This is a genomic window from Pseudomonas lalucatii, assembly GCF_018398425.1.
In the GTDB taxonomy this organism is placed as follows: Bacteria; Pseudomonadota; Gammaproteobacteria; order Pseudomonadales; family Pseudomonadaceae; genus Aquipseudomonas; species Aquipseudomonas lalucatii.
The window spans coordinates 479,558-496,483 of sequence record NZ_JADPMV010000001.1 but is presented as its reverse complement, the minus strand read 5'-3'; the positions used below and the strand labels follow the sequence as shown (position 1 = coordinate 496,483).

Annotated in this window: 16 protein-coding genes; 5 read left to right on the top strand and 11 right to left on the bottom strand. The window is 67.7% G+C overall.

Features of this window, described 5'->3' with window-relative positions; all coding sequences use genetic code 11:
- Position 1: 1 nt before the first annotated feature.
- The 6 genes from ccoO (I0D00_RS02215) to ccoN (I0D00_RS02190) all read right to left on the bottom strand — a co-directional run bounded on the left by ccoO (I0D00_RS02215) (position 2) and on the right by ccoN (I0D00_RS02190) (position 5,574).
- Positions 2 to 610, bottom strand: coding sequence for a cytochrome-c oxidase, cbb3-type subunit II (gene ccoO, locus I0D00_RS02215; RefSeq protein ID WP_213638129.1), 609 nt, complete (start codon positions 608 to 610; stop codon positions 2 to 4).
- Positions 610 to 2,052 (bottom strand): cytochrome-c oxidase, cbb3-type subunit I, encoded by a 1,443-nt coding sequence (gene ccoN, locus I0D00_RS02210; protein WP_213638128.1) that lies wholly within the window; start codon positions 2,050 to 2,052, stop codon positions 610 to 612. The genes ccoO (I0D00_RS02215) and ccoN (I0D00_RS02210) overlap by 1 nt, the downstream gene beginning before the upstream one ends.
- 343 nt (positions 2,053 to 2,395) lie before the next feature.
- Positions 2,396 to 3,340 carry a cytochrome-c oxidase, cbb3-type subunit III gene (gene ccoP, locus I0D00_RS02205; RefSeq protein WP_213638127.1) on the bottom strand — a complete coding sequence of 315 codons (945 nt, stop codon included), beginning with the start codon at positions 3,338 to 3,340 and terminating at the stop codon, positions 2,396 to 2,398.
- Positions 3,337 to 3,522: a cbb3-type cytochrome oxidase subunit 3 gene (locus I0D00_RS02200; RefSeq protein WP_213638126.1), complete on the bottom strand. Its 186-nt coding sequence runs from the start codon at positions 3,520 to 3,522 to the stop codon at positions 3,337 to 3,339. The genes ccoP and I0D00_RS02200 overlap by 4 nt, the downstream gene beginning before the upstream one ends.
- 4 nt (positions 3,523 to 3,526) lie before the next feature.
- A complete protein-coding gene (gene ccoO, locus I0D00_RS02195) occupies positions 3,527 to 4,135 on the bottom strand; it encodes a cytochrome-c oxidase, cbb3-type subunit II (RefSeq protein WP_213638125.1) in 609 nt (202 codons plus the stop codon).
- Entirely contained in the window at positions 4,135 to 5,574 is a 1,440-nt protein-coding gene (gene ccoN / locus I0D00_RS02190) for a cytochrome-c oxidase, cbb3-type subunit I (protein WP_213638124.1), read from the bottom strand. Before ccoN (I0D00_RS02190) ends, ccoO (I0D00_RS02195) begins: the two co-directional genes overlap by 1 nt.
- Positions 5,575 to 5,676: 102 nt before the next feature.
- Here ccoN (I0D00_RS02190) and I0D00_RS02185 point away from each other — a divergent pair, with 102 nt between their 5' ends.
- Positions 5,677 to 6,357, top strand: coding sequence for an alpha/beta family hydrolase (locus I0D00_RS02185; protein ID WP_213638123.1), 681 nt, complete (start codon positions 5,677 to 5,679; stop codon positions 6,355 to 6,357).
- 105 nt (positions 6,358 to 6,462) lie between these two features.
- Here I0D00_RS02185 and I0D00_RS02180 read toward each other — a convergent pair whose 3' ends face one another.
- Positions 6,463 to 8,028, bottom strand: coding sequence for a methyl-accepting chemotaxis protein (locus I0D00_RS02180; protein WP_213638122.1), 1,566 nt, complete (start codon positions 8,026 to 8,028; stop codon positions 6,463 to 6,465).
- A gap of 153 nt (positions 8,029 to 8,181) precedes the next feature.
- Entirely contained in the window at positions 8,182 to 10,926 is a 2,745-nt protein-coding gene (gene acnA / locus I0D00_RS02175; RefSeq protein ID WP_213638121.1) for an aconitate hydratase AcnA, read from the bottom strand.
- A gap of 156 nt (positions 10,927 to 11,082) precedes the next feature.
- Here acnA and rlmM point away from each other — a divergent pair, with 156 nt between their 5' ends.
- On the top strand, positions 11,083 to 12,138 hold the full coding sequence (gene rlmM / locus I0D00_RS02170) for a 23S rRNA (cytidine(2498)-2'-O)-methyltransferase RlmM (RefSeq protein WP_213638120.1): 1,056 nt from the start codon (positions 11,083 to 11,085) through the stop codon (positions 12,136 to 12,138).
- 16 nt (positions 12,139 to 12,154) lie between these two features.
- Here the strand turns inward: rlmM and I0D00_RS02165 are convergent, their stop codons facing one another.
- Entirely contained in the window at positions 12,155 to 12,343 is a 189-nt protein-coding gene (locus I0D00_RS02165) for a hypothetical protein (RefSeq protein WP_213638119.1), read from the bottom strand.
- A 128-nt stretch (positions 12,344 to 12,471) separates the two neighbouring features.
- Here I0D00_RS02165 and tusA point away from each other — a divergent pair, with 128 nt between their 5' ends.
- Together tusA and I0D00_RS02155 are read left to right on the top strand one after the other, a co-directional pair.
- Positions 12,472 to 12,723 (top strand): sulfurtransferase TusA, encoded by a 252-nt coding sequence (gene tusA, locus I0D00_RS02160; RefSeq protein ID WP_213638118.1) that lies wholly within the window; start codon positions 12,472 to 12,474, stop codon positions 12,721 to 12,723.
- The gene (locus tag I0D00_RS02155) at positions 12,723 to 13,175 is read left to right on the top strand and encodes a gamma-glutamylcyclotransferase family protein (protein WP_213638117.1); all 453 of its coding nucleotides are present in this window, start codon (positions 12,723 to 12,725) and stop codon (positions 13,173 to 13,175) included. The genes tusA and I0D00_RS02155 overlap by 1 nt, the downstream gene beginning before the upstream one ends.
- Here I0D00_RS02155 and I0D00_RS02150 read toward each other — a convergent pair.
- Positions 13,133 to 14,215 carry a DUF3080 family protein gene (locus I0D00_RS02150; protein WP_213638116.1) on the bottom strand — a complete coding sequence of 361 codons (1,083 nt, stop codon included), beginning with the start codon at positions 14,213 to 14,215 and terminating at the stop codon, positions 13,133 to 13,135. The two genes, I0D00_RS02155 and I0D00_RS02150, sit on opposite strands and share 43 nt — an antisense overlap.
- Positions 14,212 to 15,594 carry an MATE family efflux transporter gene (locus I0D00_RS02145; protein WP_213638115.1) on the bottom strand — a complete coding sequence of 461 codons (1,383 nt, stop codon included), beginning with the start codon at positions 15,592 to 15,594 and terminating at the stop codon, positions 14,212 to 14,214. Before I0D00_RS02145 ends, I0D00_RS02150 begins: the two co-directional genes overlap by 4 nt.
- 155 nt (positions 15,595 to 15,749) lie before the next feature.
- Here I0D00_RS02145 and pdxB point away from each other — a divergent pair, with 155 nt between their 5' ends.
- On the top strand, positions 15,750 to 16,880 hold the full coding sequence (pdxB, locus tag I0D00_RS02140; RefSeq protein ID WP_213638114.1) for a 4-phosphoerythronate dehydrogenase PdxB: 1,131 nt from the start codon (positions 15,750 to 15,752) through the stop codon (positions 16,878 to 16,880).
- Positions 16,881 to 16,926: the final 46 nt, after the last annotated feature.

Sequence of the window (16,926 nt, the reverse complement as noted above, 5' to 3'; positions counted from 1 at the left end):
ATTACCGCTTGTTCTTGATGGCGGTGCCGAGGACCTGCAGGTACGCGACCAGCGCGTCCATCTCGGTCTTGCCCTTCACCGCATCCTTGGCCCCGGCGATGTCTGCATCGCTGTAGGGCACGCCGAAGTCACGCATGACTTCCATCTTCCTGGCGGTGTGCTTGCCGTCGAGCTTGTTCTCTACCAGCCAGGGGTAGGAGGGCATCTTCGACTCCGGCACCACGTTGCGCGGGTTGTACAGGTGGGCGCGGTGCCACTCGTCCGAGTAGCGGCCGCCGACCCGGGCCAGGTCCGGGCCGGTACGCTTGGAGCCCCACAGGAAGGGGTGGTCCCAGACGCTCTCGCCGGCCACCGAGTAGTGGCCGTAGCGCTCGGTCTCGGCGCGGAACGGACGGATCATCTGCGAGTGGCAGCCGACGCAGCCGTTGGAAATGTAGACGTCGCGGCCTTCCAGTTGCAGCGCGGTGTAGGGCTTGAGGCCTTCCACCGGCTCGTTGGTGACGTCCTGAAAGAACAGCGGGACGATCTGGGTCAGGCCGCCGATGCTGACGGCCAGGACCATCAGCAGGGCCATCAGGCCGATATTCTTCTCGATGATTTCGTGTTTCATCAGTGAGCTACTCCGGCGGGAATCTGCGCAGCCGCCTCGTATTCAGCCGGCTTGGCGGCACGCACGGTGCGATAGGTGTTGTAGGCCATCAGCAGCATGCCGGCGACGAAGAAGGCGCCGCCGATCATGCGCACCACGAAGCCGGGGTGGCTGGCTTCCAGGGCTTCGACGAAGGAGTAGGTGAGGGTGCCGTCTTCGTTGACCGCGCGCCACATCAGGCCCTGGGTGATGCCGTTGACCCACATCGAGGCGATGTACAGCACGGTGCCGATGGTGGCCAGCCAGAAGTGCGCGTTGATCAGGGCGATGCTGTGCATCTGCTCGCGGCCGAACACCTTGGGGATCAGGTGGTAGAGCGAGCCGATGGAGATCATCGCGACCCAGCCGAGGGCGCCGGCGTGGACGTGGCCGATGGTCCAGTCGGTGTAGTGCGACAGGGCGTTGACGGTCTTGATCGCCATCATCGGGCCTTCGAAGGTGCTCATGCCGTAGAACGCCAGGGACACCACGAGGAAGCGCAGGATCGGGTCGGTGCGCAGCTTATGCCAGGCGCCGGACAGGCTCATCATGCCGTTGATCATGCCGCCCCAGCTCGGGGCCAGGAGGATCACCGACATGGCCATGCCGAGGGACTGGGCCCAGTCCGGCAGGGCGGTGTAGTGCAGGTGGTGCGGGCCGGCCCAGATATACAGGGTGATCAGCGCCCAGAAGTGCACGATGGACAGGCGGTAGGAGTAGATCGGACGCTCGGCCTGCTTGGGCACGAAGTAGTACATCATCCCCAGGAAGCCGGTGGTGAGGAAGAAGCCCACGGCGTTGTGGCCGTACCACCACTGGATCATCGCATCGGTCGCACCCGCGTACATGGAGTAGGACTTGAACAGGCTGACCGGCATTTCCATGCTGTTGACGATGTGCAGCATGGCGGTGACCAAGATGAAGGCACCGAAGAACCAGTTGCCCACGTAGATGTGCTTGGTCTTGCGCTTGAGGATGGTGCCGAAGAACACCAGCAGGTAGCTGATCCAGACGATGCCCAGGAGGATGTCGATCGGCCATTCCAGCTCGGCGTACTCCTTGGAGCTGGTGTAGCCCATGGGCAGGGTGATGACAGCCAGCACGATTACCGCTTGCCAACCCCAGAAGGTGAAGGCGGCCAGACCGTCGGAGATCAGGCGCGCTTGGCTGGTGCGCTGGACCACGTAGTAGGACGTGGCGAACAGGGCGCAACCGCCGAAGGCGAAGATCACCGCGTTGGTGTGCAGGGGACGCAGACGGCCGAAGCTCGTCCATTCCATGCCCAGGTTGAGTTCCGGCCACACGAGTTGTGCGGCAATGAACACGCCTAGACCCATGCCGATGACCCCCCAGATCACCGTCATTACGGCGAACTGGCGGACCACCTTGTAGTTATAAGCAGTCTGACTGATTGCTGTGCTCATGCTGGGTTCCACGGTTAATGGAGTTTTTAGGGGACAAAAATCGGCGGCAAGTATGGAGAAAGCAGGTAGCCAATGCAACGACGCGAGCCGTTACAAATCAGGCTTGACGGGCTTTTTAGGGCGGTTCGGCGGCGCCGCTGCGGGCCCTTGGCCGGCGGCCGCCGACGGCGCGAGAGCGAGGGCGCCTTAGGCGCCTGGCCGCTGGCGCCCCGGCAAGGCTAGTCCATGCTGCGGGCGCCGGCCGGTCAGTCGTCGCCGCGGTGCGACACAGCGTCGCATTGGCCGCGTGGGCCGGTCCGCGGGGAGATGGGCCGGCGGCGCGCGGTGGCCGCCGGCGCGCGGGTCAGTGCTGGCTCAGGCGCGGGGCGGCGTCGCCGTCGCGGCTCAGGCTCAGTACATAGGCGGCCAGCAGGTGCACCTTGTCGTTGCCCAGGTACTGCTCCTGGGCCGGCATCTGGCCGTTGCGCCCGTAGCGGATGGTCTGCTGCAGCTGGGCCAGGCTGGCGCCGTAGATCCAGCCGGCGGGCTGGGTCAGGTCCGGGGCACCGAGCATGGCCAGGCCGGTACCGGCCGCGCCATGGCAGGCTGCACAGTTGCTGGCGAACAGTTCGGCGCCTTTCTCCAGGTGGATCGCGCTGCCTTCCGCCAGCGGCAGTCCGGCCAGCCGATTGCGCACGTAGGCGGCGACCTGGCGCACGCCGTCGTCGCCGAGCGCCTGGCCCCAGGCCGGCATCATGCCGTTGCGACCGCCGAGGATGCTGGCCTTGATGGTTTCGGCGTCGCCGCCCCAGCGCCAGTGCCGGTCGGTCAGGTCGGGAAAGCCCACCGCACCCTTGGCGTCCGAGCCATGACAGATCGAGCAATAGGTGGCGAACAGGCGGCCGCCCATCTTCAGGGCCTGCGGGTCTTTGGCCACCTCTTCCAGGGGCATGGCCGCGTATTGGGCGAAGATCGGTCCGTAGGCCCGCTCGGCCGTGTCCACCTCCCGCTGCCATTGGGCGACCTGGGTCCAGCCGTCCTGATAGCCGGGCAGCAGGCCCTTCCAGTTGCCCAGGCCGGGATAGAGCGCCAGGTAGCCGAGGGCGAAGACCAGGGTGGCGAGGAACAGCATGAACCACCACTTGGGCAAGGGGTTGTCGTATTCCTCGATGCCGTCGAAGGAGTGGCCCATGGTCTGCTCGGTGGTGCCTTTGCGTTCGCCCTTGCGGGTGGCGAAGATCAGCCAGAACAGGGCGAGCAGGCTGCCGAGGGTCAGCAGGGTGATATACCAGCTCCAGAAGGTGCTCATGGGGTGTCGTTCCTCGATGCGGCAGTCGTGAGTTCGTCGGCGAAGGGCAGGCGCGCGGCTTCGGCGAAGGCCGCCTGGCGCTTGCCGCTGTAGGCCCAGAGCAGCACGGCAGTGAAGGCGAAGAACACCGCTGCGGTACCCAGGCCGCGCAGGGTGCCGATGTCGATGATGTCGAAGGTCATGGGTCTACCTCTTGTTCTTCAGTGCGGTGCCGAGCACCTGCAGGTACGCGACCAGTGCATCCATCTCGCTCTTGCCCTTCACCGCATCCCTGGCCCCGGCGATGTCTGCATCGCTGTAGGGCACGCCGAAGCCGCGCATGACCTGCATCTTCCTGGCGGTGTCCTGGCCGTCCAGCTGGTTCTCCACCAGCCAGGGGTAGGCCGGCATCTTCGACTCCGGCACCAGGTTGCGCGGGTTGTACAGGTGGGCGCGCTGCCACTCGTTCGAGTAGCGGCCGCCGACCCGGGCCAGGTCCGGACCGGTGCGCTTGGAGCCCCACAGGAAGGGGTGGTCCCAGACGCTCTCGCCGGCCACCGAGTAGTGGCCGTAGCGCTCGGTCTCGGCACGGAACGGGCGGATCATCTGCGAGTGGCAGCCGACGCAGCCTTCCTTGATGTAGATGTCGCGGCCTTCCAGCTGCAGCGCGGTGTAGGGCTTGAGCCCGGCCACCGGCTCGTTGGTGACGTCCTGAAAGAACAGCGGGACGATCTGGGTCAGGCCGCCGATGCTGACGGCCAGGACCATCAGCAGGGCCATCAGGCCGATGTTCTTCTCGATGATTTCGTGTTTCATCAGTGGGCTCCTTCGACCGAAAACTGTGCGGCGGCCTGCACCTCGGCGGGTTTGCTGGCGCGCACCGTCTGCCAGACGTTCCAGGCCATCAGCAGCATGCCGGCGAAGAAGATCGCACCGCCGACCACCCGCACCACGAAGCCGGGGTGGCTGGCTTCCAGGGCTTCGACGAAGGAGTAGGTGAGGGTGCCGTCTTCGTTGACCGCGCGCCACATCAGGCCCTGGGTAATGCCGTTGACCCACATCGAGGCGATGTACAGCACGGTGCCGATGGTGGCCAGCCAGAAGTGCGCGTTGATCAGGCCGATGCTGTGCATCTGCGCGCGGCCGAACACCTTGGGGATCAGGTGGTAGAGCGAGCCGATGGAGATCATCGCCACCCAGCCCAGCGCCCCGGCATGCACGTGGCCGATGGTCCAGTCGGTGTAGTGCGACAGGGCGTTGACGGTCTTGACCGCCATCATCGGGCCTTCGAAGGTGGACATGCCGTAGAAGGCCAGGGACACCACGAGGAAGCGCAGGATGGGGTCGGTGCGCAACTTATGCCAGGCGCCGGAGAGGGTCATCATGCCGTTGATCATGCCGCCCCAGCTCGGCGCCAGCAGCACCAGCGACATGACCATGCCGAGGGACTGGGCCCAGTCCGGCAGGGCGGTGTAGTGCAGGTGGTGCGGGCCGGCCCAGATATACAGGGTGATCAGCGCCCAGAAGTGCACGATGGACAGGCGATAGGAGTAGACCGGGCGCTCGGCCTGCTTGGGCACGAAGTAGTACATCATCCCCAGGAAACCGGCGGTGAGGAAGAAACCCACGGCGTTGTGGCCGTACCACCACTGGATCATCGCGTCGGTGGCGCCGGAGTAGATCGAATAGGACTTGGTCAGGCTGACCGGCACCTCCAGGTTGTTGACCAGGTGCAGCAGGGCCACGGTGAGGATGAAACCGCCGAAGAACCAGTTGCCCACATAGATGTGGCTGACCTTGCGCTTGATCACCGTGCCGAAGAAGACCACGGCGTAGCTGACCCAGACCAGGGTGATGAGGATGTCGATCGGCCATTCCAGCTCGGCGTATTCCTTGGAGCTGGTGTAGCCCAGCGGCAGGCTGATGGCCGCCAGCACTATCACCAGCTGCCAGCCCCAGAAGGTGAAGGCGGCCAGCCTGGGGGCGAACAGCGCGGCCTGGGAGGTGCGCTGCACCGCGTAGTAGCTGGTGGCGAACAGGGCGCAGCCGCCGAAGGCGAAGATCACCGCGTTGGTGTGCAGTGGCCGCAGGCGGCCGAAGCTGGTCCAGGGCAGGTCGAAGTTGAGGCCGGGCCAGGCCAGCTGAGCGGCGATCAGCACGCCGAGGCCCATGCCGACTAGGCCCCACACCACTGTCATAATGGCGAACTGGCGGACCACCTTGTAGTTGTAGGCGGCACTGGTTGTTGTGTTCATGTCTGGGCTTCCATCCACGGTTATGGCAGAACGTTCGAAAGCGCTTGGCGCGGACGCCGGCAGTGGCGGCGCGCGCCAACGGATTCTTAAAGCGAGGCAAGCATGAGCAAAGGGCAGGGCATGGGTATTGACGGGGATCAATGCGCCCAGGGTGGGGAGTCATCGACCTGGTTGTGGAATCGGCCCGTGGGCGAGTGTCGGGCGACGCTGATCCTCGCCCACGGCGCCGGTGCGCCGATGGACAGCGACTTCATGCAGCAGATGGCCGAACGCCTGGCGGAGCGCGGCGTGGCGGTGGTGCGCTTCGAGTTCGCCTATATGGCGGCGCGGCGGCTGGACGGCAAGAAACGCCCGCCCAGCCCCCAGGCCAGGCTGCTGGACGAGTGGCGCCGAGTCCATGAGCTGGTGCGGCGACAGGTCGCGGGGCCGCTGGCGATCGGCGGCAAGTCCATGGGCGGGCGCATGGCCAGCCTGCTGGCCGATGAGCTGGGTGCCGATGCCCTGGTGTGCCTGGGCTATCCCTTCCACGCCATCGGCAAGCCCGACAAGCCGCGGGTCGCGCATTTGGCCGAGTTGCGCACGCCGACCCTGATCGTCCAGGGCGAGCGCGACCCCATGGGCGACCGCCCGAAGGTGGCCGGCTATACCCTGTCACAGGCGATCCGGGTGCACTGGCTGGCGGCCGCCGACCACGACCTCAAGCCGCTGAAAAGCTCGGGTTTCAGCCACCAGCAGCATCTGCAGGCGGCCGCGCAGGCGGTGCTGGCGTTCCTCGCGCCCTAGGGTCGCCCGTTGTTCGGGAGGAGCGGCGACGCTTCGGCGAGGAAGCGTCGACCTGTGCTGGTGGAAGGAGGCGAGGGGGCGCCGGGCGGAGCACCCCCCTGACGCTCAGCGGTTGAAGCGCTCCACCAGGGAGTACTGGCCGCGGGCGGTGGCCGTCAGCTCGCCGCTGAGCTGGGCCGTGCTCTGGGCCTCGCCGGCGGTCTGGTCGGCCAGCTGGGCGATGTTGGTGATGTTCTGGTTGATCTCATCGGCCACCGCGCTCTGCTCCTCGGCCGCGGCGGCGATCTGGTTGGCCATGTCGGCGATATTGGCCACCGCGTCGCTGATTCCGGCCAGGGCCTGGTCGGCCTTCTGCACGCTGTCGACGCCGTCGTCGGCCTGCTTGCGGCCGATCTCCATGGTCATCACCGCTTCCTCGGCGGTGCGCTGCAGCTTGGCGATCAGCTGATGGATCTGCTCGGTGGACTCGGCGGTGCGCTGGGCCAGCGAGCGCACCTCGTCGGCTACCACGGCGAAGCCGCGGCCCATCTCGCCGGCGCGGGCCGCCTCGATGGCGGCGTTGAGGGCGAGCAGGTTGGTCTGGTCGGCGATGCCCTTGATCACGTCGACCACGCCGCCGATCTCGTTGCTGTCCTGGGCCAGGCGGGTCACGGTCTCGCCGGTTTCGCCGACCGACAGGGACAGGCGCTGGATCGCCTCACGGGTTTCCGCGGCGATGTTGCGGCCCTGGCTGGTCAGGCGATTGGCTTCCTGGGTGGCGATGGCGGTGCGCGCCACGTTGCTCGCCACCTCCAGGGTGGTGGCGGCCATCTCGTTGACCGCGGTGGCCACCTGCTCGGTCTCCTGGCGCTGGCGGTCGAGGCCGGCCGAGCTGTTCTGGGCCAGGGCGTCGGCGCGCTGCGCCTGCTGGGTCAGGTATTCGGCGCTGTCCTGCAGGCGGGTCAGGCAGGTCTTCAGGCGGGCCTCCTGGCTGAGCATGGACATTTCCAGGCGGCCCTGGGCACCGCGGCTGTCACTGTACATCTGCGCGATCAGCGGGTCGGAGGTGGTTTGCTCGGCCAGCTGCAGCAGGCGCTTGATTCCCCGTTGCTGCCAGTTCACGCCGGCCAGGCCGAGCGGCACGCAGAGCAGGGCGGCCAGCAGGAAGCCCCAGCTGGAGTCGAGCCAGGCGCCGACCAGGAAGCCGGCCTGGCTGACCAGGATGAACGGCAGCCAGTTCTGCAGTACCGGCAGCCAGCGGTCGCGGCTGGGAATCGCCGACTTGCCGGCGTTGATCCGCTGGTACAGGGCCTCGGCGCGGCGCACCTGCTCGGCGGTGGGCTTGACCCGCACCGACTCGTAACCGACCAGTTGGCCCTTCTCCAGCATCGGCGTGACGTAGGCGTTGACCCAGTAGTGGTCGCCGTTCTTGCGGCGGTTCTTGACGATGCCCATCCACGGCTTGCCCTGCTTGAGGGTCTGCCACATGTGCTCGAACACCGCCGAGGGCACGTCGGGGTGGCGCACCAGGTTGTGCGGCGCGCCCATCAGCTCATCGCGACCGAAGCCGCTGATCTCGATGAAGGCTTCGTTGCAGTAGGTGATCTGGCCCTTGGCGTCGGTGGTGGAGATCAGGCGCTGCTGGGCCGGAAAACTGCGTTCACGCTGGGTGACGGGTTGGTTGTTGCGCATGGCTGAGATGTCCCTGGGAGCGATACTGTTCTTGTCGGCCATTGCCGCCGGAAGTTGAGCGCTAGGATAATGCGCCCGGGGCGACTTGGCTTGACCCGCGTCAGTATTATCACGCCAGGGCTATGGCAGGGCAGTGCCCTGCCAGCCCAGCCCTCAGCTACCGGCGATCAGTTGGCGCAGCACATAGTGCAGGATACCGCCGGCCTTGAAGTACTCCACCTCGTTGGCCGTGTCGATACGGCACAACACCTCGAAGCGCTCGGCGGAACCGTCCTCGCGTTTGACCTCCACCGTCAGGTTCATGTGCGGGTGCAGTTCGACGCCATCCAGGCCGCAGATGCTCAGGCTTTCCTTGCCGCTCAGCTTCAGCGTCTTGCGGTCCTGTCCCGGCTTGAACTGCAGGGGCAGCACGCCCATGCCGACCAGGTTGGAGCGGTGGATGCGCTCGTAGCTTTCGGCGATCACCGCCTTGACTCCGAGCAGGTTGGTGCCCTTGGCCGCCCAGTCGCGGCTCGATCCGGTGCCGTACTCCTTGCCGGCGATCACCAGCAGCGGCGTGCCGGCCTCCTGGTAGCGCATGGCGGCGTCGTAGATCGACAGCTTGTCGCCGCTGGGCACATGCAGGGTGTTGCCGCCTTCCTCGCCATCGAGCATCTCGTTCCTGATGCGAATGTTGGCGAAGGTGCCGCGCATCATCACCTCGTGGTTGCCACGGCGCGAGCCGTAGGAGTTGAAGTCTTTCGGTTCGACCCCTTGTTCGCGCAGGTAGCGGCCGGCCGGGCTGTCGGCCTTGATGTTGCCGGCGGGGGAGATGTGGTCGGTGGTCACCGAGTCGCCCAGCAGGGCGAGAATCCGCGCCTGATGGATATCGCCGATATGCGGCGGCGCGTCGGCGATGTTCTCGAAGAACGGCGGGTGCTGAATATAGGTGGAGTCGTCCTGCCAGGCGTAGGTGTCGGCATCCGGCACCGCGATGGACTGCCACTGTTCGTCGCCGGCGAATACCTCGGCGTACTCCTTGTGGAACATGGCCGTGTCGACCTTCTGGATCGCCTCGGCGATCTCCTGCTGGCTCGGCCAGATGTCCTTCAGGTAGACGGGCTTGCCGTCCTTGCCATGGCCGAGGGGTTCCTCGCCGATGTGCATGCGTACGCTGCCGGCGAGGGCGTAGGCCACCACCAGCGGTGGCGAAGCCAGCCAGTTGGTCTTCACCAGCGGGTGCACGCGGCCCTCGAAGTTGCGGTTGCCGGACAGCACCGAGGCCACCGTCAGGTCGTTCTCCTGAATGGCCTTTTCTATGGGCTCGAGCAGCGGGCCGGAGTTGCCGATGCAGGTGGTGCAGCCGTAGCCGACCAGGTCGAAGCCCAGCTCGTCCAAATAGCGGGTCAGGCCGGCGGCCTTGAAGTATTCGGTCACCACCTTGGAGCCGGGGGCCAGCGAACTCTTGACCCAGGGTTTGCGTTTCAGGCCTTTTTCCACGGCCTTCTTGGCCAGCAGGCCGGCCGCCAGCATCACGCTGGGGTTCGAGGTGTTGGTGCAGGAGGTGATCGCGGCGATCACCACGGCACCGTCCTTGAGCTTGTGGGTCTGGCCGTCGTGTTCGAAGTCGGCCTCGCTGACCTGGGAGGCGGCGCCGACCGCGGCACCGCCGCCGCCTTCGCCGAGCAGGCGGCTCTCCTCCTTGGGCGCCGGCTGCACGTGCAGGCCCATGAATTCATCGAAGGCCCGGCTGACCTGGGACAGCGCGACCCTGTCCTGCGGCCGCTTGGGCCCGGCCAGGCTGGCCTCGACGCTGCCCAGGTCCAGCGCCATGCTGTCGCTGAACAGCGGTTCGGCGCCCGGCTCGCGCCACAGGCCCTGAGCCTTGCAGTAGGCCTCGACCAGCTTGACGCCCTGCTCCGGACGGCCGGACAGGCGCAGATAACCCAGGGTGATGTCGTCGACCGGGAAGAATCCGCAGGTCGCGCCGTACTCCGGGGCCATGTTGGCGATGGTCGCGCGGTCGGCCAGCGGCAGGTCGGCCAGGCCGTCGCCATAGAACTCCACGAACTTGCCGACCACCCCCTTGCTGCGCAGCATCTGGGTGACGGTCAGCACCAGGTCGGTGGCGGTGATGCCCTCCTTGAGTTTGCCGCTGAGCTTGAAGCCGATCACCTCGGGAATCAGCATCGATACCGGCTGGCCGAGCATGGCCGCTTCCGCCTCGATGCCGCCGACGCCCCAGCCGAGCACGCCGAGGCCGTTGATCATGGTGGTGTGCGAGTCGGTGCCGACCAGGGTGTCGGGGTAGGCGAAGGTCTGGCCGTCTTCCTCCCTGGTCCACACGGTGCGACCGAGGTATTCCAGGTTGACCTGGTGGCAGATGCCGGTGCCCGGCGGCACCACGCTGAAGTTGGCGAAGGTGTGCTGGCCCCAGCGCAGGAAGGCGTAGCGTTCGCCGTTGCGCTGCATCTCCATGGCCACATTCTGCTCGAAGGCGGCGGGGCTGGCGAACTTGTCGACCATCACCGAATGGTCGATGACCAGGTCGACCGGTGACAGCGGGTTGATCTTCTGCGGGTCGCCACCGGCCTTGGCCATGGCCTCGCGCATGGCGGCCAGATCCACCACCGCCGGCACGCCGGTGAAGTCCTGCATCAGCACGCGGGCCGGCCGGTACTGGATCTCGCGCTCCGAGCGGCGATGCTGCAGCCAGTCGCCCATGGCCTGCAGGTCATCGCCGTTGACGGTCTGGCCATCCTCCCAGCGCAACAGGTTCTCCAGCAGCACTTTCAGCGACATCGGCAGCCTGGCGATGTCGCCGAGGGTTTTCGCCGCCTCTGGCAGGCTGAAGTACTGGTAGGTCTGGTCGCCGACGGCGAGGCTGCGACGACTGTTCAGGCTATCGAGCGAAGGCATTGTGGGTCTCCTGGGGGCTCGTTCGAGCGAGCCGGATTTAACTCGGCAGAGTCTTCAAACTAGCCCTGCTTGGCGCGCCTTGCCATCTGACAGGACAGGCCGTTGCCACCTGGGGCGGCCGACTCCGCTAGAATGCGCGCCTTGAGGAGAGCCCCGATGACTACTTTGTTACTGCACTGCCGCCCCGGTTTCGAGGGCGAGGTCTGTGCGGAGATCGCCGAACACGCCGCCCGCCTAGGGGTAGCCGGTTACGCCAAGGGCAAGCCGGGCACGGCCTGCGCCGAGTTCATCTGCAGCGAAGCCGAGGGCGCCGAGCGCCTGATGCGCGGGCTGCGTTTCAATCAGCTGATTTTCCCGCGCCAGTGGGCCCGGGGCAGTTTCGTCGAGTTGCCGGAGAGCGATCGCATCAGCGTGCTGCTGGCGCACCTGGCGGACTACCCCGTCTGCGGCAGCCTGTGGCTGGAAGTGCTGGACAGCAACGAGGGCAAGGAGCTGTCGAGCTTCTGCAAGAAGTTCGAGGCACCGCTGCGCCGGGCCCTGAGCAAGGCCGGCAAGCTGGTCGAGGACCCGCACAAACCACGCCTGCTGCTGACCTTCAGGAGCGGCCGCGAGGCCTTCGTCGGCCTCGCCGAGGCCAACAACTCGGCGCAGTGGCCCATGGGCATTCCGCGCCTGAAGTTTCCCCGCGAGGCGCCCAGTCGTTCGACCCTCAAGCTGGAGGAGGCCTGGCACACCTTCATCCCCCGTGAGCAGTGGGAGCAGCGCCTGTCGGACGAGATGACCGGCGTCGACCTCGGCGCCGCCCCCGGCGGCTGGACCTACCAGCTGGTGCGCCGCGGCATGCTGGTCACCGCCATCGACAACGGCCCCATGGCCGAGAGCCTGATGGACACCGGCCTGGTGCAGCACCTGATGGTCGACGGCTTCACCTGGAAGCCCAGGCAGCCGGTGGACTGGATGGTCTGCGACATAGTCGAGAAGCCGGCGCGCAGCGCCGCCCTGCTGGAAACCTGGATCGGCGAGGGCCTGTGCCGCGAGGCGGTGGTCAACCTCAAGCTGCCGATGAAACAGCGCTACGCCGAGGTACGCCGCCTGCTGCAGCGTCTCGAGGACGCCTTCGCCGCGCGCAAGATCAAGGTGTCGATCGCCTGCAAGCAGCTCTATCACGACCGCGAGGAAGTCACCTGCCACCTGCGCCGCCTGGGCAAGTAGCGGGTTCGACTGAGTCTCATTGTTCGTCGCGGGACGCAGGCGGCTGGGGCCTGGCCCAGTAGCTCTGCTTGTGGCCGCGGGCCTCGAACTCGCGGGCCAGGGCCTCGGCGGCGGCCCGGCTGAGGCCTTCGCGCACGACGAACTCGTTGCCGTTGTCGTCCAGGCGCATCAGGCACCAGTGCTGTGGCCGAGGGGCTGTCGACATGTCGGAACCCGCAGACTGTCCAGGCGTTACAGTCTAGCTCGCGCGCCGGGTCGCAGGCGCTCCTTCGGCGAAGGTGACCTGGAGGTCAGCTTTGCGCGACAATGGCGGCCTGTCCAAGGAGCCAGCCGATGTCCCTGCGAACCGATGCCATTCACGATGACCTGCTCGACGCCACCGGGTTGAACTGCCCGGAGCCGGTGATGATGTTGCACAACAAGGTGCGCGACCTGCCGGCCGGCGGCCTGCTCAAGGTGATCGCCACCGATCCCTCGACTCGCCGCGACATCCCCAAGTTCTGCGTGTTCCTCGGCCACGAGTTGCTGGAGCAGGCCGAAGAGGCCGGCACCTACCTGTACTGGATCCGCAAGAAGGTCGACTGATGGGCTGGTACTTCGCCTACGGCTCGAACATGAACCCGGCGCGCATGCAGGCCCGCGGCCTGTGCGTGCGCGAGGCCATGGCAGGCAGCCTGCCGGGCTTCGCCCTGTGCTTCAACAAGCGCGCGGTGGATCGCCCCGGCTGCGCCTATGCCAACATCCGCCACCAGCGCGGCGCCGTGGTGGAGGGCGTGCTCTATCGCCTGGCCGAGCTGGGGGAGATCGCCAAGCTCGATCCCTTCGAGGGCACGCCGATCTACTACAGCCGCGAGCGCCTGGCGATCCTCACCGTCCACGGCGTGCAGCCGGCCTGGGTGTATATCGCCAACCCGGCGTTTCGCGAGGAGGGCTTGTTGCCGGCCAGGGACTATCTGGAGCACCTGCTGGCGGGGCGCCAGTATCTGTCGGAGCCCTACTGGTCGCTGCTGGCGGCCTGGCCGTCCCAGCCGGTCTGACCCGGCGCCAGGCCGCAGCTCCTCAGGGTCTGCTGCCAGGCGCGTACATGGCGCTGGTTGGCCCGCTGGAATCCCTGCCATAAGGAGTCGCGCTCGCCCGCCAGGTCGAGCAGGTAGTCCCGGGTGCCCGGCGGAATCTGCGGCGCCTCGCCGAGTCGGCGCAGGCTGTCGCTCCAGCGTTGGCCGCGCTGGTGCACCATGGCCAGGTAGGGCTGCAGGCCGCCGGCGTAGAACTTGACGAAGATGTTCTGCAGGATGCGTCCGTCGCGGGTCGGTTTGCCTTGGGGGCAGAGCGGCCTGTGCTGCAGGCGACGCTCCAGGAGCAGGCTGGCCTGCTCCAGGGTGTGGCGCAGGCTGGCCAGGCTGGTGATCAGCTGGCCGCCCTGGTCGCTGCCGTGCAGGGCGAAGAACAGTGGGTCGAGTCGCGCCACCGGGGGCGGCAGGCGCTGCGGCAGGGCCGTGCCGAGGGCGGCCAGTTGCGCCAGGGCGTCGAGCGCCGCAGCGTCCTCGGCGGGCTGCACGGGCAGGGCCCGGTCGGCGAAGCGCAGGTAGCGTTCGACCTCGGCGCTGCCATTGACGGCGTTCCAGAACACCGCCGGTAGCTGCCGGCGCTTCTCCTGCGCCAGGGCGCTCAGGGTGGCTTGCAGGTGCGGGTTGCGGCCGGTTTCCAGGCTGTCGAGGCAGGCGTGCAAGGCGCGCAGCAGGTCGCCCTCGTAGCCCAGGCGGCTGCTCGGCTGCAGCTGCTTGCCCAGGCTGCTGTTGCGCAGGCTGATTTGTTGCTGCAGGGCCGGGCAGCGACGCACGTCGATGAGCAGGTCGAGCAGGCCGATGCGTATTTCGGGTATCTCGATCAGCCGTTCGCGCCGCGGCGGCATGCGGTAGCGCAGCAGTTGGTCCGGCGCGAAGTCCGCGAAGCCGTCGCCCTCGACGGCGTTGTCCAGGCGCTGCAGGTAGTCGGCCTGCAGGTCCAGGCCGTCATCGGCCGGGCCGCAGGCCGCGAGTCCGAGCAGGCCCAGCAGGACGAGAATTCTGCACTTCATCCCGCCAGCTTAGCCGCCCGAATGCGTCGCCGTGCGCTGCCGCTCAGGCGCAGCGCCAGCATGATCGCCGCGCAGGTCAGGCCGACCACCAGGCCCTGCCAGAGCCCGCGCGGGCCGCTGGGTTCGCCGAACCAGTGGGTCAGGCCCAGGCTGTAGCCGACCGGCAGGCCGATGCCCCAGTAGGCGAACAGGGTCAGCAGCATGGTCACCCGGGTGTCCTGATAGCCGCGCAATGCCCCGGCGGCGGTGACCTGCACCGCGTCCGAGAGCTGGAACAGTGCGGAGTAGACGATCAGCCCGGAGGCCAGAGCGATCACCGCCGGGTCCGGGCTGTAGATCCGCACGATCGGTTCGCGCAGCAGCAGGATCAGGCTGGCGGAGAGGCAGGCATAGGCCAGCGCGCTGGCCATGCCGACACCGGCGGCGAAGCGGGCCCCGCGTGGGTCGTTCCGTCCCAGGGCCTGGCCGACCCGCACGGTGACCGCCATGCCCAGGGAGTAGGGGATCATGAACACCAGCGAGCTGAAGTTCAGGGCGATCTGGTGGCCGGCCACCACGGTGGCGCCGAGGCCGCCGATCAGCAGGGCGATCACCGCGAAGATGCTCGACTCGGCGAATACCGCGATGCCGATCGGCAGGCCGATCGACAGTAGGCGGCGGATCACCGGCCACTGCGGCCGCTCGAAGCGGCCGAACAGCTCGCTCGCCCGGTAATGGGGCGCCCACTTCACCCACCAGAGCATGCCCAGCAACATGAACCCCATCACCAGGGCGGTGGCCCAGCCGCAGCCGACGCCGCCCATGGCCGGCAGGCCGAGCTTGCCGTAGATGAAGATGTAGTTCAGCGGGATGTTCAGCAGCAGGCCGATGATGCCCAGCACCATGCTCGGCCGGGTGTGGCCCAGGCCGTCGCTGAAGCAGCGCAGCACGTGATACAGGGCCACCGCCGGGAAACCGCAGGCCACTGCGCGCAGGTAGGCCATGGCCGGCTCGATCAGGCCCGGCTCGACATCCATCCAGCGCAGGACGATCTCGGCGTTCCACAGGGCCGCGGCCGCCGCGCCGCCGACCGCCAGGGCCAGCCACAGCGCCTGGCGCACCAGCGGGCCGATGGCGGCCTGCTGGCCGGCGCCGAAGCGCTGGGCGACCTTGGGTGTGGTGGCCAGGAGGATGCCGGTCATCAGCAGGAACACCGGCACCCAGATCGAGTTGCCCAGGGCCACCGCCGCCAGGTCGCGCGGGCCGACCCGGCCGGCCATCACGGTGTCGACGAAGCCCATGGCGGTATGCGCCAGCTGGGCGATGATGATCGGCGTGGCCAGGACCAGCAGGCTGCGCAGTTCGTTGCGCACGCGCCGCAGGCGAGAATCGGCAGGCATAGAGGTCATCCACTGGCGCTCCGGGAAAACCGCGCAGTCTACCTGTTGACGCATGGGTCAGGAAACGCAGTGGCGAGTTGTTTCGGCGATACAGTGCGGGGCGACGCTGGCGGCCGGCTGCCTTAGAATGGCCGCCTGACCTGCGGAGCCCTGCCATGCGAATAGTCGCGGACGAAAACATTCCCCTGCTCGACGAGTTCTTCGGCCCCTTCGGCGAGATCCGACGCCTGCCCGGCCGCGCCATCGACCGCGCGGCGCTGGGCGATGCCGAACTGCTGCTGGTGCGCTCGGTGACCCGGGTCGACCGGGCCCTGGTCGAGGGCAGCGCGCTGCGCTTCGTCGGCACCTGCACCATCGGCACCGACCACCTGGACCTGGAGTACCTGCAGCAGGCCGGGGTCGCCTGGGCCAGCGCACCCGGCTGCAATGCCCGCGGGGTGGTCGACTATGTCCTCGGGAGTCTGCTCAGCCTGGCCGATACCTATGGCGTGCCCCTGGCGCAGCGGCGCTTCGGCGTGGTCGGTGCCGGCCAGGTCGGCGGGCGCCTGGTCGAGGTCTTGCGCGGCCTGGGCTGGCAGGTGCTGGTGTGCGATCCGCCGCGGCAGGCGGCCGAGGGGGGCGACTTCGTCGAGCTGGAGCAGCTGCTCGAGGAATGCGACACGATCAGCCTGCACACGCCGCTGGATGCGGGCACCCACCACCTGTTCGACGCCGCCCGCCTGGCCCGGCTGAAGCCCGGCACCTGGCTGATCAATGCCAGCCGCGGCGCGGTGGTGGACAATGCCGCGCTGCGCGAGGCGCTGCGGCGGCGTGACGACCTGGAGGCGGTGCTGGATGTCTGGGAGGGGGAGCCGCAGGTGGATGTCGAGCTGGCCGAGCTCTGCCATCTGGCGACGCCGCACATCGCCGGCTACAGCCTGGACGGCAAGTTGCGCGGGACGGCGCAGATCTACCGGGCGGCCTGCCGGCACCTGGGGCTGGAGGCGACGCAGGATCTGGCTGAGCTGATGCCGGCGCCCTGGCTCGGCGAGCTGGCGCTGGATGCCGCGGCCGACCCGGACTGGGCCCTGGCCACGCTGTGCCGCGCGGTGTACGACCCGCGCCGCGACGATGCCGATTTCCGTCGCAGCCTGAGCGGTGACGCAGCTGGCCGCCGTGCGGCCTTCGACGCGCTGCGCAAGCACTATCCGGTGCGCCGCGAGATCGACGGCCTGCGGGTCGCGGTGCGGGGCGAGGCGGCGCGCCTGGTGCAACGGGTCAGGGCCCTGGGCGCCAGCCTCGGCTAGTGTCCTAGGGCAATGCGCTCAGGTGCGGACTGGGCGGGAGGGGGCG

Coding starts and splice junctions, on each gene's coding strand:
- I0D00_RS02155 (WP_213638117.1), top strand. CDS start 12,723: ATGGGCTGGTACTTCGCCTACGGCTCGAACATGAACCCGGCGCGCATG.
- ccoN (WP_213638124.1), bottom strand. CDS start 5,574: ATGAACACAACAACCAGTGCCGCCTACAACTACAAGGTGGTCCGCCAG.
- ccoN (WP_213638128.1), bottom strand. CDS start 2,052: ATGAGCACAGCAATCAGTCAGACTGCTTATAACTACAAGGTGGTCCGC.
- I0D00_RS02185 (WP_213638123.1), top strand. CDS start 5,677: ATGAGCAAAGGGCAGGGCATGGGTATTGACGGGGATCAATGCGCCCAG.
- I0D00_RS02180 (WP_213638122.1), bottom strand. CDS start 8,028: ATGCGCAACAACCAACCCGTCACCCAGCGTGAACGCAGTTTTCCGGCC.
- I0D00_RS02145 (WP_213638115.1), bottom strand. CDS start 15,594: ATGCCTGCCGATTCTCGCCTGCGGCGCGTGCGCAACGAACTGCGCAGC.
- I0D00_RS02200 (WP_213638126.1), bottom strand. CDS start 3,522: ATGACCTTCGACATCATCGACATCGGCACCCTGCGCGGCCTGGGTACC.
- rlmM (WP_213638120.1), top strand. CDS start 11,083: ATGACTACTTTGTTACTGCACTGCCGCCCCGGTTTCGAGGGCGAGGTC.
- ccoO (WP_213638125.1), bottom strand. CDS start 4,135: ATGAAACACGAAATCATCGAGAAGAACATCGGCCTGATGGCCCTGCTG.
- tusA (WP_213638118.1), top strand. CDS start 12,472: ATGTCCCTGCGAACCGATGCCATTCACGATGACCTGCTCGACGCCACC.
- I0D00_RS02150 (WP_213638116.1), bottom strand. CDS start 14,215: ATGAAGTGCAGAATTCTCGTCCTGCTGGGCCTGCTCGGACTCGCGGCC.
- I0D00_RS02165 (WP_213638119.1), bottom strand. CDS start 12,343: ATGTCGACAGCCCCTCGGCCACAGCACTGGTGCCTGATGCGCCTGGAC.
- ccoO (WP_213638129.1), bottom strand. CDS start 610: ATGAAACACGAAATCATCGAGAAGAATATCGGCCTGATGGCCCTGCTG.
- ccoP (WP_213638127.1), bottom strand. CDS start 3,340: ATGAGCACCTTCTGGAGCTGGTATATCACCCTGCTGACCCTCGGCAGC.
- acnA (WP_213638121.1), bottom strand. CDS start 10,926: ATGCCTTCGCTCGATAGCCTGAACAGTCGTCGCAGCCTCGCCGTCGGC.
- pdxB (WP_213638114.1), top strand. CDS start 15,750: ATGCGAATAGTCGCGGACGAAAACATTCCCCTGCTCGACGAGTTCTTC.